Consider the following 13959-nt stretch of genomic DNA (forward strand, 5'->3'; position numbering starts at 1 on the left):
CACCGAGACACCCCGCCCGTGGACGTAATTCGCGTGGCAGGCCTCCTGGCTCGCGGGGTTGGCTCGCCGCTAACAGTTGCGGGGGCAGCGCCGGCATCGCACCGGCTTCCCTCTTAGCTCCGCTGCGGCAGCACCGTACGCGAGAACCACAACACGCAGACAATCACAGCAACCCGCTCTTTGTCAATGACGCATAATGAAATGTTTATGTCGTTATATGGTCGCGTTTTACGCCTTTGTCTAACATTGTGAAATATTCAGTCTGCTGCCCGCATTCGGCATCGTGGGACGTGATCGCAAGTCAAGTCCGACGGACGCCGCGAGTTCTCCGTTACGTCAGGAACCTTACTGGCCTTCCCCAAGCTGAGCTTCTGGAAAATGCTGGTGACGATCTGGATGACGGTGAATGCCGTCATGGCAAGCACGCCTTGCACCGCTCCTCCAGCGAGCTTCACGGCAGCAGCATGGGTCAGTTCTCCGAAGCGAATGGCTGTCGCTATCAGCGAGCTTTGATACAGTTCCGCCACTGCGGTCATCGCGTCAGTAGGGCGGCTGGTTAGTTGCCCGCGCATCTACAGCAACCCAGCCCCTTCCGCCTCGCGGCGCAAATTCTGCCTTGGCCTTGGGCCGATCTGCTGGATCACCAGGCCGGCCGCCAGCGAGCCGAGATCGCCGCAATCCTTCAGGCTGCGTTCGGTCGTGTAGCCGTAGAGGAAGCCGGCGGCATAGAGGTCGCCGGCGCCGGTGGTGTCGACCAGTTCGCGGATCGTTGTCGCCTGGATGGTGACGGTCTCGTCACCGCGCACGATCACCGAGCCTTTTTCGGAGCGGGTGACGGCGGCAATCTTGCAGTCCTTGCGGATAGCCTCCAGCGCCTCGTCGAAGGATTTGGTCTGGTAGAGCGACTTGATCTCGTGGCTGTTGGCAAAGACGATGTCCACAGTGCCCGAGCGCATCAGCTCGAGGAACTCGTCCCGGTAACGGTCGACGCAGAACGAATCCGACAACGTCATCGACACTTCGCGTCCGGCCTCGTGTGCGAGCTTCGCCGTCTGCCGGATCGCCTCCTTGGCGCGCGGCGGGTCCCAGAGATAGCCCTCGAAATAAGTAACCTTGGCGCCCGAGGCCTTCTCGGCCTCGACGTCCTCCGGCCCGAGTTCGATGCAGGCGCCGAGATAGGTGTTCATCGAACGCTCGCCGTCGGGAGTGACGAAGATCATCGAGCGCGCCGTCGGCGGCTGTCCCTCAAGCGGCCTAGTGTCGAAGGCAACGCCCTGGGCATGGATGTCATGGGCATAGATTTCGCCGAGCGGATCGTTCGACACCTTGCCGAAGAAGGCAGCACGGCCGCCGAAGCTGGCGACGCCCGCCGCCGTGTTGCCGGCGCTGCCGCCCGAGGCCTCGATCGCCGGCCCCATGCGGCTGTAGAGCAGCTCGGCGCGCTTGGTGTCGATGAGGTTCATCGCACCCTTGATGATGCCGTTGGTCTCGAGAAAAGCGTCGTCGCACTGGGCGATGATGTCGACAATGGCATTGCCGATGCAAAGCACGTCATAATCGGGCATCAATGTCTCCGCCAAAAAACCCGAACCGGCTTCTCGTCACGCCTGCCAGGCGCGGGTCCGCGGTGGGAATGGGCTTTCCGCTTGTCAATCCGTTCGCCGGTCTCACGGGGCGGCGAGTCCTGCCTCGCGACGCAATTCGTCTGCCCTGTCTGTCTTCTCCCAGGTGAAATCAGGCTCTTCACGGCCGAAATGGCCATAGGTCGCTGTATTGCGATATATAGGGCGTAAGAGATCAAGCATCTTGATAATGCCTTTCGGTCTGAGATCGAACAACTCAAGAATGAGGCGCTCGATCCTGCTTTCCTCAACCCTGGCTGTCCCGAACGTGTTGACCATGACGGAAACCGGACTGGCCACGCCGATTGCGTAAGCAAGCTGCACCTCGCACACGTCCGCAAGTCCGCTAGCGACGATGTTCTTTGCGACATAGCGGGCTGCATAGGCAGCCGAGCGGTCAACCTTGGACGGGTCCTTGCCCGAGAAGGCGCCGCCGCCATGACGACCCATCCCGCCATAGGAATCGACGATGATCTTGCGTCCAGTGAGACCGCAGTCGCCGCGCGGCCCGCCGACTACGAACCGCCCCGTCGGGTTGACCAGAATTCTGATGCCTTCCGTCTCCAGGTGGGTAGGCAGGACAGGCTTTATGATTTCCTCAATGACGCCCTCGCGGACAGTCTCTTGCGAGACCTGCTCGTCATGTTGCGTCGACACGACGATGGTATCCAGGGCGACCGGGCGCAACCCCTCATAGCGCACTGAGACTTGGGATTTCATGTCAGGACGCAACCAGCCAAGCTGTTGTGCCTTCCGGACATACGCCTGCCGTTTCGTCAAGCGATGAGCGAGCTGGATCGGCAAAGGCATCAGGGTATCGGTTTCGCGGCATGCGTAGCCGAACATGAGGCCCTGATCTCCCGCTCCCTGCTGGAGGTCTTGCCCTCTTCCCTCGTCAACGCCTTGGCTGATGTCGGGCGACTGCTCGGTGAGGGCATGAACGACGGAGCAACGCCGGCCGTCAAAGCCGACGGCCTCGTCGTCGTACCCAATGTCGAGAATCGTATCGCGCGCAACTTGGCTGTAATCCACCTGGGCATCGCTGGTGATCTCGCCAGCCAGAACGACTATCCCTGATTTTACCAACGCTTCACAGGCGACGCGCGCCTTGGGATCTGTGCGGAGGATGGCATCGAGGATGGCATCCGAGATGTTGTCGGCCAACTTATCCGGGTGCCCCGCGCCAACCGATTCGGAAGAGAACACGAACTGCCTAGCCATGAATACCTCGCTTCGGATGTTGGATGTGGTATGGGCATTTTGCTTGGCCCACCTTACTTGTCGGAGATGCCCGGGACCTCGAACGCAGCGCACAAGTCGGCAACGTCTCTTCGCACGCAGGCATGGAGATCTTCGTCGTCTGGCCGCTGGAGGACGGAGTCAATGAAGCCAGCAATTTGCACCATTTCCACATCGCGCATGCCCATTGACGTCACTGCTGGCGCCCCCAGGCGAATTCCGCTTGTGACCGCCGGATGCCGCGGGTCGCCAGGCACCATATTAAAGTTTGTGATGATTCCTGCCTTTGCTAGTCGCTCGGCATAGGCCTTGCCCGATAGTGGCCGATCGCGAAGATCAAGGATCAGCATGTGATTGTCCGTCCCCCCGGTAACCAGGTCATAACCTCGCTCAAGCAGTGCATGTGCCAGAGCCTTGGCATTCTTGACCGTCTGTTGGCCGTAGCCTCGGAAGGACGGGTTCGCGGCTTCGTGCAAGGCAACCGCTAGCGCAGCGATGGCATTCATGTGAGGTCCGCCTTGCAGGTGAGGGAAGACCGCCCGGTCTATTCGTCTGGCGAGATTGTATTTGCTCTTTGTATGATACAGGGCCTGATAGCGATCTTCGTTCCTTGACAAAATGAAGCCACCGCGGGGACCGCGGATCGACTTGTGGGACGTGCTGCTGACCACGTCGCAATGGCCCACGGGATTCGGGTGCGCTCCCGCGGCAATCAGGCCGCTGATGTGCGCAATGTCGGCTACGAGATAGGAGTTCGCTTCCAGGGCAATTTCTGCCATTGCCGCGTAGTCAAAGACACGCGGGTAAGCGGTTCCGCCGACCCAAATGAGCCGCGGCCGTTCCCGCTTGGCTGTCTCGCGCAAGCGGTCATAGTCAATCTGCTGTGTCTTTTCATCTAGTCCATAGGGCACGCGTTGATAGTCAGTTCCGGAAAAGTTGATGGCCCAACCATGAGTCAGATGGCCCCCTTCCGGAAGGGGCAAGCCCATGACTTTGTCACCGGGACTCAAAAGCGCACGATAGACAGCCTGGTTGGCCGGCGAGCCGGAATAAGGCTGGACGTTGGCATGCTCGCTGCCAAATAGCGTTTTCAGGCGCCCAATGGCCAGATCCTCAAGCTCATCAACGATCTCGTTTCCAGCGTAGTAGCGCGCGCCGGGGTACCCCTCGGCGTACTTGTTCGTGAAAATCGAGCCGTTCGCTTCCAGCACGGCCGAGGACGCAAAGTTCTCTGAGGCGATTAGCTTGAGGGTCGTCCGCTCCTGCCGCTCCTGTCTCAGAAGCAGCTCGTGAACGCGGCAATCAACCGCGGCCAAGGAAGACCGCCCGTGAGTGTCGGGCTGTGCGATCGGGCCGTCGGCGGAGTTGTCCATGGTAGCTTCGCGCTCCAATTGGATTGACCTATTTCACGATCAAGCACGCGGTCCCCTTCGGCCGCGTGTCTCGTACCGCTTCGAGCCGCTGCAGGTCCTGTTTATGAAAGCCGTCGCGATGGGGCAGGAGATCGATCAATAATTGAACCAGCCCGCCGTCCTTGGATCCTGCGTTGAGATGGTACGAGCGCCACGGAGGCTGTTCGTTGCAGCAAAGAAAGTCGGCTCTGGCGAGCAGCCGGACGTGTCGCGCAACCCGCTCTCGACACACGCTCAGAATCTCCGCTAGCTCGCAGACAGTTAGGTCCGCATGCGCACAAAGGCCCAGGATTCGAAGGCGGTCAGGATGCGCTGCCATGCGTAGGCGATTAACCAGTGTCATCATGGCTCAGGACCAAGTCCTACCGAATTTCTCATTTCGCGTTCTCCGCAGAAGTTGCGATTTCGAAGGGTTGTCCAACGACCGGACAAATCTCGGTGGCCGTGACGACCGTCGATATCCTGTGTCGAACAAACAAATGGGCGCTCTTCTTGCCTTTAGCCGAAATTGCAAGCAGTTCGGCCAGTCGAAGACAAGCGGGGCCACGGTTTGGAACCACTGACCTCAGACGTTGCAATAAGCCTACCATTCACAGCGAGCCGGAGTTGCTAAGAGTCTATGAATTTCCTTGAAGGATCTGTTGCAACGTTTGCCCAGCCTAGCCTGCTCCCGGTTTGCAGCGGTCATGGTCAGGCGATCCATCGCCTCTGCGAGCACGATCAGGAATTTGCCCTGCATCGTATCGCTGATCAGCTCCTGAAGGCCGGGACGCAACAGCGACCCGCCGCAGATCGCGCGGTGGGTATTGCTGTCGACGACTGTCCAGCCTTGCTTTTCAGCACGCAAGCAGCAGAGCCGCAACTGATCCTCGATCGAGGCGTCTCGGTGATTGTCAGTTGAGTAGCGAGCGCCAAGCGCGACCTTCATGAGGCGGCCCCTTACTCCGGGACGCGGTCTCGCGTCTGGCTATCCGTTTCGGCTTGAACGAAATCCCGTGCGGCCTGTCGCGCCAGCAGCCGGACCAGATTGACGAAGCGTCGATCGGGCTTCGGCGACGCAGACACAGCCGATTCGCGGGCCGCGCCGGCGACCACACGAAGCTTTTCGGCTGTTGCCGTTTCGGCGCGCTATGATCGCGTTCCTGTCCTGACGCGAAATACTCCGTTTCGCGACAATGATGCCAAGTCACAGTGCTTCGACAAGCTGGAATTCTATCAATAACGCGCGTCGCGCAGGAGCCAGTGCTGGCCGATGACGGGGCACCTTGTGCTCCGAAGAAGCCATGGCTATATATCCGGATAGAGAACGGAGGCACGCGATGGGCAACACTGCACAGAAGAGAGCCATCGAGAATTATCGCTCTCGCCTGGCTGAGCGCGGCATCGCGCGGTTCGAGATCCAGGCCTTCGACGCAGACCGCGATCTACTGCGAACTCTTGCCCGAAAATTAACGGAGAGCGGGCCGGATGCCCGACAGCTTCGTCGGACCATACAGCAAGCCGTGGCGGGTGAGCCACCGAAAGCGGGCAGCATTCTCGCCGCCTTGCGTCGCTCCCCTCTGGTTGGCTCCAATCTCGACCTCAGCCGGCCACGCGAAGAGGGGCGCAAGATCGACCTGTGACGCGCTACCTTCTTGATACGAATATCATCAGCAACGTCATAAAGCCGGAGCCTTCGGGCTCGTTGCTGGCCTGGATGGGCGCGCAGAAGGACGAAGACCTCTTCATTGCTTCGCTTACTGTCGCCGAAATTCGCCGAGGCATCCTAGAGAAGCCGAAGGGGAAAAAGCGCAGCAGCCTTGAAACTTGGTTCGAAGGCTCCGAAGGCCCGCAAGCGCTGTTCGCTGGCCGCGTGCTATCGTTCGACGAGAAAGCTGGCCTCGTGTGGGCGCGGCTGATGGCCAACGGCAAAGCCAGAGGCCGTTTGCGGAGCGCCCTAGACACAATCATTGCCGCTGTAGCCGAAGTCAACGAGTGTGTCGTAGTGACCGACAATGAAAAGGACTTCGAGGACGTTCAGATAATCAACCCGCTCCGTAGCTCTGGAAGCCAAGCGGGTGATGATAGCTCCAACGGTCCGGCCGTTTCAATTTGAGGATTTCAGCGGCACGGAGTCCGAACGTCTCGTGTTCGCCTACCTTTAGCGATGGCTGGATTGATCTTACTTAGTTCGGCCAGGGACGTCTCTTCCAGTTCCGCTTTAATGCCATCCCGGTTCATCTAGTCAGCTCGATCTACCAACAGTTCGCACGCACGAGCGCCGCGAACAAGGCGCGATCGCAGGGACTGCGCGATACGCGTGTCGAGCTTGTCCATCTTACACTCGATCTCGTCTTCGAAGGCCCTCTCGCCAAACGCCACTGTAGTCCATCCCGCGTGCGCCTCGGGGGCCTTCTCATCGAGGGTTTCTCGCCACTGGTCTGGCGCGCTACCAATGGCAAGTTCGCCCACTGGGAACTCGTCGGTCTGCACTCCCAGCTCTGGGCATCCACATCAACTGCGGAGCTCTTCATAGCCGTGTTCTTCCTTTAGCTGGCAGCTCTCGAGCTCGACGAGCAGCCGATCAGCGACACCCGCGACCTCAAGTTCGACCCGGTTGACTCGATAACACCCTATTGGCAGATTCAGTCGGGGAGGATCTGCCCACTCCGATCACAAGCCGATCTTTCGACCCCGTGGTCGGGAATTCTCCATGGACCTTCGTGAAGAAGGAATGCAGCGCCGAAAGCCGAAGCGCTTCCGATACATCGAAGCCCCTTCCGAGTCGGAGCCCCGATTAGGCATTCCTGCCACTCTATCTAGCCGACCCCGTGGCCGCGTTGCCGATCGGTGCGCACTAGTCGCCTACATCGCCCCGGCACGTGAAGATCGTCTCTGCTGATGCTCGTTGAGCAATTCAGGCCGCCTCCGGCTGGCGTTTGATCAGCGTCAGCGTCAACCAGCGCGCGGTCAGCGCCGGCTTTTTCGAGCCCTCGATCTCAATCGTCACGCCCAGCGCCGTCTGCACCCAGCCCGACGGCCTGACCTTGACGTCGGCCAGTACGAAACGGGTGCGGATGCGAGATCCGGTTTTCACAGGCGCCAGGAAGCGCAGCGATTCGAAGCCATAGTTGACACCCATCTTGCAGTTTTCGAGCGGCCGCATGGTCTCGAAAGTCATCGCCGACAAAAGCGAAAGCGACAGGAAGCCATGTGCGATGGTGCCGCCGAACGGCGTTTCGCGCTTGGCGCGCTCCGGATCGCAGTGGATGAACTGGTGGTCATCGGTGGCCTCGGCGAACTGGTCGATCATCTGCTGCGAGACCACCCGCCACGGCGACACGCCGACTTCCTTGCCGACGCTGGCCAGAAGTTCGTCGAGACTGATCGGTTCCACGCTAATGTCCTCCATTTCAACCGTCCGAAGCGCGAGCGGCTTCATTCCGAACAGTGTCAGCCCATGCTGCACCGACTGCCGGCCATCCATCGGCAGGATGGCGCCGGTGAGATGACTGCCGTCACGGCTGTACGAATAGAACGTTCCGCCGGAAATCTCATCGGCGCACCGATGCGCCCGATCCGAACATGGCCGCAGACGGGCTGGCTTGTACCTCGGTCGCGGTGCGCGTCCTACAGGCCACCGAAACAGCTCGTCTTGCTACCGGTGATCATTCCGCCGGCGCCGCTATGCGGTATTGTCGCAGATTGATAAAATCAATTGTCTGGATAGTAACCATCCGTGTTTCGAATTTGGAGGAGTCCAGCAGACGGGGTGGCTTGTGGTCCTTGTTGAAGCGCGCCGGCCTCATTCACCGGTACCACTGAGCCGGCAAGAAGCGCCAGTTCAATGACATTGGGTGTCGACACGGCAAAGCGGCATCAGATGCTACTTCATGATGCGGGATGGCGCTTGCTTCAAGAACCGCTCGGCCTGACGTGGAAGCCAGCACCGGATCTGGATTGTCGGTGCGCGGATATTCGCGCAGCACAGCGGCAACCGCAGCGACGATCGATCTCAGCCGTTGCGAGCATGCCGATCTTGGTGGCGGCCACTCTGTTAGGCTGAAGCGTAGCGCGCATCTGATCCGCCACCGGACGGGGTTGCGTAACTTGGATTTCCAGGCGTGTTCATGGGTTTGCACCGTCAGCGCGCTGACAGCAAGGCAGGTGCGCACGCCACTGGAAGCGATCGTCTGGATCTCGCGGGCAATTCCAGCCCCCACCGCTGGTGTCTGACCCGACAGCAACGAGCACATGCGGTTCTCGCCTCGGCGCCATTGCTCTGTCTTTCGATCCATTCTCGCGTGCGCGCTTCTGGGGCGTCGTTCAGCGCAAAGTCGGTGACCACGGCTGCGCTTTCCGCGCCAGCCTCGAAAAACGCCTTCGAGACGGTCAGGTTGAGGCCGCCGATGCAGACCAATGGGATCGGCGCGACCTGGTGCTTCCACTCGCTGATCCGCTCGAGTCCTCGCGACGCCCATTCATCTTCTTGAGGCTGTTGGATAGACTGGGGCGAGCGCCACATACTCCGGTTCCGCCACTGGCGCCGTTTCCAGTTCGGTGTGATCGTGGATCGACAGGCCGAGCTTCAATCCGACGTATTTCATCGCCAGCATCGGCGGCAGCCAAATCCTTTTGACCAAGATGGACGAAGTCGCAGCCTTCCTCGATTGCCGTGCGCCAAATGTCGTTGACTCACTTGGCAACCATGGACCGCGCAGGCGTCGTTCGCGCGGCGGATTTCCGTCTGCAGTCCTTTCTCGTCCATATCCTTTATCCGGAGCTGCACCAGACTCACGCCGAGCGGAACCAGCCGGTCAATCCAGCCGGCACGTCCACGACTTCATGAGTAGACGGCCCCGCCAATCGTCGGTGGGTAGCGCCGTTCGAGCATTCCCGAGCTGAAAGCTTCACGACCGGCATCGACCGCTTTGCCGAACGCACGCGCCATGCCGACCGGATCGGCCGCCCTCGGGACCGCCGTGTTCAGGAGCACGGCGTCAAACCCGAGCTCTATGACGTCGCCGCGTACGACGGCCGTCCGAGCCGTGCATGCACAATCAACGGAATGTAGGGGGAATGTCCGCGCATCAACTGGACCTCGGAGCTCAACGCTTCATCGCATTAGAATGAGCGTTCGAAACGCAGGATACCGCCGACACTGCTCTTCTTGTTGGCATTGGTCCAGTTCACTTCGGAAGCTTTCACCTTTCCGACGGCGGAGCCTCCGTAGCGGTCATAGTCGAGTTCAGCCGTAACTGTGAAATCTGGAAGGAACGCATAGGCGACGTTCGCAGCGACACCATAGTTGTTGAGCTGATCACCCGAGAGCTGAAGGTTGAACGAAGCTGACTCGGTGAGCTCGTAACCGGCGCCAGCCCAGAAAGCCCAGTTCCCGCCCCAAGGTTTATAGAAACCGCGACCATGAGCGTCTACCGAATTCGTCGAGCCGTAGTTGAGCTGGCCATGGGAACCGTAGCCCAACATTCCGGATATCAACAGTTCGTTGGTGACATTGATGTCGACACGGACCTTGGCGGCCACCGATTCGTAGTTGCTATCATAAGCTGCAACGCCGGTGATCGCTCCCCAGCCATGTGCGTATTTCAAGCCGCCTACTATGTGGGGAGCGTAGCTGTCGATTGTGCCGACCACGTCCGAGCCTTGTTCCAGCGAAACCACGGCCGAAAAGCCGTTCCCTGCGTCCAAGTAGTACTGAACCACCTTGGTATCGAAAGCGCCGTACGGAGCCGGCGTCTGGTTCAGTACATCACCCGCGCAGCCAATAAACATGTCGAAAGCCGACCGGTCCTTACCAACTCGCAGGCCACCAAGCTGAATCCAGGCGATAGTCAGGCCGCTGCCTCCGTTCAAGGCATAGGACCGAGAACTGTCCGAAACCGATGTCTGGTGGCTGCCGAAGTTCACGCGGGTTTCGGTGTAGGTCTTCAACGTCCCGCGTTCGGTCTCCTGGCCGGTCCAGGTTTTCAATGTGAAGCGTGTGTTGTTTTGCCACGCGCTCTGATGCTCACCAGTCCTCACATCCGAGGTTCTTGAGTGGTCAAACAATCCGACGTTGTAACGGACAGAGCCGCCGATTCGCAGGCAGGTCTCGGTGCCTGAAATGTAGACGTAGCCCGAGCCGTAGACGTCGCAGATCTTGACGTACTCAGTCGGGTCAGGCTCGGCGGCGGTGGTGACGGCGCGAGCGTTGGAAGCGGCAATCAGTGCCGCAGTTGAGCCGAGGAGGAGGCTCCTAATGGTCATTGTCGATCTCCGCTTTAATAATAAAGTGATGGACGCGAGTGATTCTGCGAACAACTTTGAAACGTGCGCAGTTTTGCTGCGCCATCAGCTAAGCCCTGAAGGAAATCCTAGAATGTACTGCGATGATTGTTGTCCAATATTTGGTTTTAGCTGCCGATAACATAATTTTCGCCGAAATGGAGGTCTGCAAAATTTTGTACAATCATCACAGTCAACTCAGCTGGTAGAGGTAGGCATCACAAAGGGTCCTGCATTCGACCGCAAATGACGTGCCAGCCTGACGACCAGCTGCGGCTTAAGCTCAATTGTGCGGGCGGACCTTGGTTCGCACTTCCTTGTTTTTGCCTTGCGGATCCACCCAAGCACGAACGGAAAACGTTCGGCTACAGTTCGACTGTTCGCTTCGCGACAGTTTCGTTCAATGGGGACAGCATTGTTTGTGGTGAGCCCGACGTTGAGGCATCATGCGGCGGCACCGCTCGGCACGACGCCGTCATGTTGGCGAGCTGATGCTCGACAACTACGCGCTGCAGCCTTGCACCTCGACCAGCGCTCAAAGTCCCGATAGGTCCGGCCGTAGGATGGAGTGCGCAGGCCACCCCTTCACGCTGGAATTCTTCGAATGTGATGGCGATACGCTTAATCGCGTGAAGATCATCTGTTCGCGGATTGTCGAGCAGAAGACCGAAGTTCGGGGTCGTTACAAGCGCGATTCCAAGTTCCTTTGTCCCCCTAAATGATGGCGGTGCGCTGCTCGCCAAGGGTCCACCACGGTTCAATCCGATGATCGTGATTGACGCCGGTTAGAACAATGTCAGCGATGGCGTCTATGTTGTATGTGCGACAGAGGTTTCGCGCGTTTCGAAGTGAAGCTTTCCTGTTTGCAATCGATGAGATCGGGCAAGCGCAAGGCGGACACTTTGCCAGCGAGCGGCGTCGTTCGACTGCTTCCATGGTAGATGAGCGGCACGGTATCCGCGCTCAATTGGGCAGAACAAACGGCCGTGCGTGGAATGTCCTCAAATCCGAAGCCGCCAACCTCGCGCATCTGCTGCACAAAGAGCTGCGGCTTATGCCGCCGCCAATGCTCACGATTGGCCAAATCTTTGGAAGTTGGCTCTCCGGGATCGATGAATCTGACAAATACGAATTCGCCATAGCGCTACTCCGGGACGCGGCACTGCCGCATCAAATGCGAAAACGTGATCGGGACCGCGCGGAAGCGCTACACCTCGCAGATGGGCGTCCACCATCGCTCCGGAATCGCGCCGTTGCTCTGGCGCAAGAACGCGGCGAGGTACGGACTCGCGATCTCACCGACGTCGGCATCCCACGGTGCTACCTCTCCCGGATGTGCGAGGAAGGGCTGTTCGTGAAGGTCGGCTATGGGCGGTATCGAGCCGCTGCCTACGTTGAAGCGAACTGAGCTGGCTAGGCGAGTGACCTCAGGATGACCCCGGAAGTATTATCAAAGAGATCGTTGCGGAAAATTCAGATTGGCATGTGCTCAAACGTGATCCAGAATTTCCGTTGAGCAAAGTTGGTAGTGAAAGCGCGTGACCTCGTCGGCGTGTGGCAGAAGGCGATTTCAGCTGTGATTGACAAGACCGCGCCTGCTGGTCGCTGAACGGTCAGCGACAAGAGGCCTGGCACACTAGCACACGTGAGTTCAGGGCTCATGAAAGGGTAATGCTCAACAATCCTGCTCAATGAACGTCGTAATGAATGACGAGCTTGTTCTGAGTATTTAACAGGTGAGCGATTTCAGGGGCGTGAATTCGGTTCATTCAGGTTGAAAGGTCCAAAAAGGTTGCAACTTACTACCGACACCGTCCCGTCATCGCGCAATTGCAATTCGATCTAACCGGCTTATTCTGGCTGTCGGGGAAATGTTACAGCGGAGGGAAACCGTGAACGATTTGCTGAACAAACCGGCTACGCCCAGGTCAAGACATTTCAATCTGAAACTGGCTGTCGCAGCCGTGTCTATCACTTACGCGCTTTTCGGCGTCTACGGCAAATCCTTCGGCGATGCATTCTTCGGCATCATTCTGGCGCTCATAGCCTTCCTCGACGAGTATGGATTTGACACTAACCGTTATGTCGATGCGGCGCGGCAAAAGTTGCAAAGGTTCTATCGGCAAGGTGATAAGATCGCGCGGGTTCTCGTCTTCACTATCGGAGTCGGTGGAACCGCTCTGATCGTGGACTGGATATTCAATCTCAACGTCATCCCGATCGATGCGGTCGATCCATGGATAAAGCGTCTGGTGCCGGCGCTGGTCATTGCCGCGACAACGCTTTTTCTCGTGACTTTCTTTTCCAAGTTTTTCTATCAGCTCAATGTCACCGTCGCGGATCGAATATCGAACCGGATTGAGATCACGCTCTACCTGGCCACATCGCTCTTTATTGTTTCGAACATCGTCTTCTGGATCGGGATTAATGTCGAAAACGCGCTTCCCTCCTCCTCCACCGATCTGAACAGGTATGATCCAGGGCAATGGGCAGATATTTCTCCGTGGTGGCAGAATTTGCTTCTGTCCCTTGTCCTAATCTCCCTGGTTTGGCTGACCGCCAGCTTCATTTGGGCCTTCTCGCGCTACGCGGAATATTATTGGCGCGACGTACCGCTGAACTCCAAGCCCAAGAGGGCTCAGAACCAGGACGGCAGAAGTACGAAATCCAAGTAACAGCCGCAGGTTGGCGGCGGTGGAGAAGGCGCTGTTTTAGGGGGTGAGAAACCTAGGATTCAGCGCAATCGAAGAAGCCACTCCTATCTAACACCGGCAATTCCGGTCGAACATGATCAATCGCTGGCCGGCTCCAGCGTCTCCGCGAACGGCGTCGCCAAATGATGCTGGTCGCGGTAGGCGATCTTGCCGGTTATGAAGACGTGGCAGGTTTTGGCGTCGCAGAACTGGTTGGTCAGGTCGATGTAAAAATGGGCGAACTTCTTGTGGTTGCGTGGAGCCTGAGGTCGGTAAGGTCCGAACCCGGCGCACTGCGGGACGTCGCTGAACTCAAAGCGTGCGTCGACGGTGGGATGGACTACAGCCTCCGGATTGATCTCTCGGAGTTTGACCTTGTAGCCTAGTTGTTTAGTCCCAAGGTTTGATGGGTTGGATCGAGCCTGAATCGTTCGGGCTCTTTTGTCCAGATTTTGCAGATGTATTCAAAGGGCGTGAGGGCCCTTGAGGGTTTTCAGTCGACGCCTGGGATCAAATACCTAGTTTGGCGCTCAACCATGAGAGCCACGTAGGGGTCCGGCAAACAAAGGCCTGTGATCTTGAGCCGAAGCCAGGGCTGCATCCTTGATCGTGCGGTTCATGCGTTCGACCTGGCCGTTGGTCCATGGGTGCCTTGGCTTTGTCGTTCGGTGGTCGATATCGGCCTTGGCGAGTGCCCTCGTCTTTCGGCCAATCCGTTGCATAGACGGT

Annotated in this window: 13 protein-coding genes, 4 pseudogenes and 1 riboswitch; of the genes and pseudogenes, 5 read left to right on the forward strand and 12 right to left on the reverse strand. The window is 58.5% G+C overall.

Annotated features, from left to right (window positions below; all coding sequences use genetic code 11):
- Positions 1–18: 18 nt before the first annotated feature.
- Positions 19–166, reverse strand: a riboswitch (cobalamin riboswitch).
- Positions 167–257: 91 nt separating this feature from the next.
- From NKI15_RS29060 to NKI15_RS29085, 5 genes are all read right to left on the reverse strand, one after another.
- Positions 258–527: a hypothetical protein gene (locus tag NKI15_RS29060; RefSeq protein WP_352887739.1), complete on the reverse strand. Its 270-nt coding sequence runs from the start codon at positions 525–527 to the stop codon at positions 258–260.
- A 45-nt stretch (positions 528–572) separates the two neighbouring features.
- Positions 573–1565, reverse strand: coding sequence for an adenosine kinase (locus NKI15_RS29065; protein ID WP_352887742.1), 993 nt, complete (start codon positions 1563–1565; stop codon positions 573–575).
- A 102-nt stretch (positions 1566–1667) separates the two neighbouring features.
- Entirely contained in the window at positions 1668–2843 is a 1176-nt protein-coding gene (gene metK / locus NKI15_RS29070) for a methionine adenosyltransferase (protein ID WP_023693516.1), read from the reverse strand.
- Positions 2844–2896: 53 nt separating this feature from the next.
- Positions 2897–4234: a serine hydroxymethyltransferase gene (gene glyA / locus NKI15_RS29075; RefSeq protein ID WP_352887745.1), complete on the reverse strand. Its 1338-nt coding sequence runs from the start codon at positions 4232–4234 to the stop codon at positions 2897–2899.
- 622 nt (positions 4235–4856) lie between these two features.
- Positions 4857–5201, reverse strand: coding sequence for a recombinase family protein (locus NKI15_RS29085; protein WP_352887751.1), 345 nt, complete (start codon positions 5199–5201; stop codon positions 4857–4859).
- A gap of 391 nt (positions 5202–5592) precedes the next feature.
- Between NKI15_RS29085 and NKI15_RS29090 the strand changes: the two genes are divergently transcribed.
- Both NKI15_RS29090 and NKI15_RS29095 read left to right on the forward strand, forming a co-directional pair.
- The gene (locus tag NKI15_RS29090) at positions 5593–5895 is read left to right on the forward strand and encodes a hypothetical protein (protein WP_023671839.1); all 303 of its coding nucleotides are present in this window, start codon (positions 5593–5595) and stop codon (positions 5893–5895) included.
- A complete protein-coding gene (locus NKI15_RS29095; RefSeq protein ID WP_023755998.1) occupies positions 5892–6368 on the forward strand; it encodes a type II toxin-antitoxin system VapC family toxin in 477 nt (158 codons plus the stop codon). Before NKI15_RS29090 ends, NKI15_RS29095 begins: the two co-directional genes overlap by 4 nt.
- A gap of 801 nt (positions 6369–7169) precedes the next feature.
- Here NKI15_RS29095 and NKI15_RS29100 read toward each other — a convergent pair.
- The 4 genes and pseudogenes from NKI15_RS29100 to NKI15_RS29115 form a co-directional block, all read right to left on the reverse strand.
- Positions 7170–7664, reverse strand: coding sequence for a MaoC family dehydratase (locus NKI15_RS29100; RefSeq protein ID WP_031203438.1), 495 nt, complete (start codon positions 7662–7664; stop codon positions 7170–7172).
- 859 nt (positions 7665–8523) lie between these two features.
- Positions 8524–9074 (reverse strand): annotated as a pseudogene (locus NKI15_RS29105) (thiamine phosphate synthase); the annotation flags it as partial.
- Positions 9075–9095: 21 nt separating this feature from the next.
- A pseudogene (locus NKI15_RS29110) lies at positions 9096–9358 on the reverse strand (thiazole synthase); the annotation flags it as partial.
- 18 nt (positions 9359–9376) lie between these two features.
- On the reverse strand, positions 9377–10519 hold the full coding sequence (locus NKI15_RS29115) for a porin (protein ID WP_352887754.1): 1143 nt from the start codon (positions 10517–10519) through the stop codon (positions 9377–9379).
- Positions 10520–11330: 811 nt separating this feature from the next.
- Here NKI15_RS29115 and NKI15_RS29120 point away from each other — a divergent pair.
- Both NKI15_RS29120 and NKI15_RS29125 read left to right on the forward strand, forming a co-directional pair.
- On the forward strand, positions 11331–11945 hold the full coding sequence (locus NKI15_RS29120) for a type IV toxin-antitoxin system AbiEi family antitoxin domain-containing protein (protein WP_352749342.1): 615 nt from the start codon (positions 11331–11333) through the stop codon (positions 11943–11945).
- A 484-nt stretch (positions 11946–12429) separates the two neighbouring features.
- Complete coding sequence (locus NKI15_RS29125; protein WP_352515262.1) at positions 12430–13212, forward strand: hypothetical protein; 783 nt, start codon at positions 12430–12432, stop codon at positions 13210–13212.
- Positions 13213–13328: 116 nt separating this feature from the next.
- Here NKI15_RS29125 and NKI15_RS29130 read toward each other — a convergent pair whose 3' ends face one another.
- A complete protein-coding gene (locus NKI15_RS29130) occupies positions 13329–13409 on the reverse strand; it encodes a hypothetical protein (RefSeq protein ID WP_352749349.1) in 81 nt (26 codons plus the stop codon).
- On the opposite strand from NKI15_RS29130, the gene NKI15_RS29135 reads away from it, so the two are divergent.
- Positions 13374–13616 carry a hypothetical protein gene (locus NKI15_RS29135; RefSeq protein ID WP_352749344.1) on the forward strand — a complete coding sequence of 81 codons (243 nt, stop codon included), beginning with the start codon at positions 13374–13376 and terminating at the stop codon, positions 13614–13616. The two genes, NKI15_RS29130 and NKI15_RS29135, sit on opposite strands and share 36 nt — an antisense overlap.
- On the opposite strand, the pseudogene NKI15_RS32040 reads toward NKI15_RS29135, so the two are convergent.
- Together NKI15_RS32040 and NKI15_RS32045 are read right to left on the reverse strand one after the other, a co-directional pair.
- Positions 13613–13736: pseudogene (locus NKI15_RS32040) on the reverse strand (IS481 family transposase); the annotation flags it as partial. The gene NKI15_RS29135 and the pseudogene NKI15_RS32040 sit on opposite strands and share 4 nt — an antisense overlap.
- An 86-nt stretch (positions 13737–13822) precedes the next feature.
- Positions 13823–13907: pseudogene (locus tag NKI15_RS32045) on the reverse strand (integrase core domain-containing protein); the annotation flags it as partial.
- Positions 13908–13959: the final 52 nt, after the last annotated feature.

This window comes from Mesorhizobium sp. M0862 (assembly GCF_040319795.1).
Classification (GTDB): Bacteria; Pseudomonadota; Alphaproteobacteria; order Rhizobiales; family Rhizobiaceae; genus Mesorhizobium.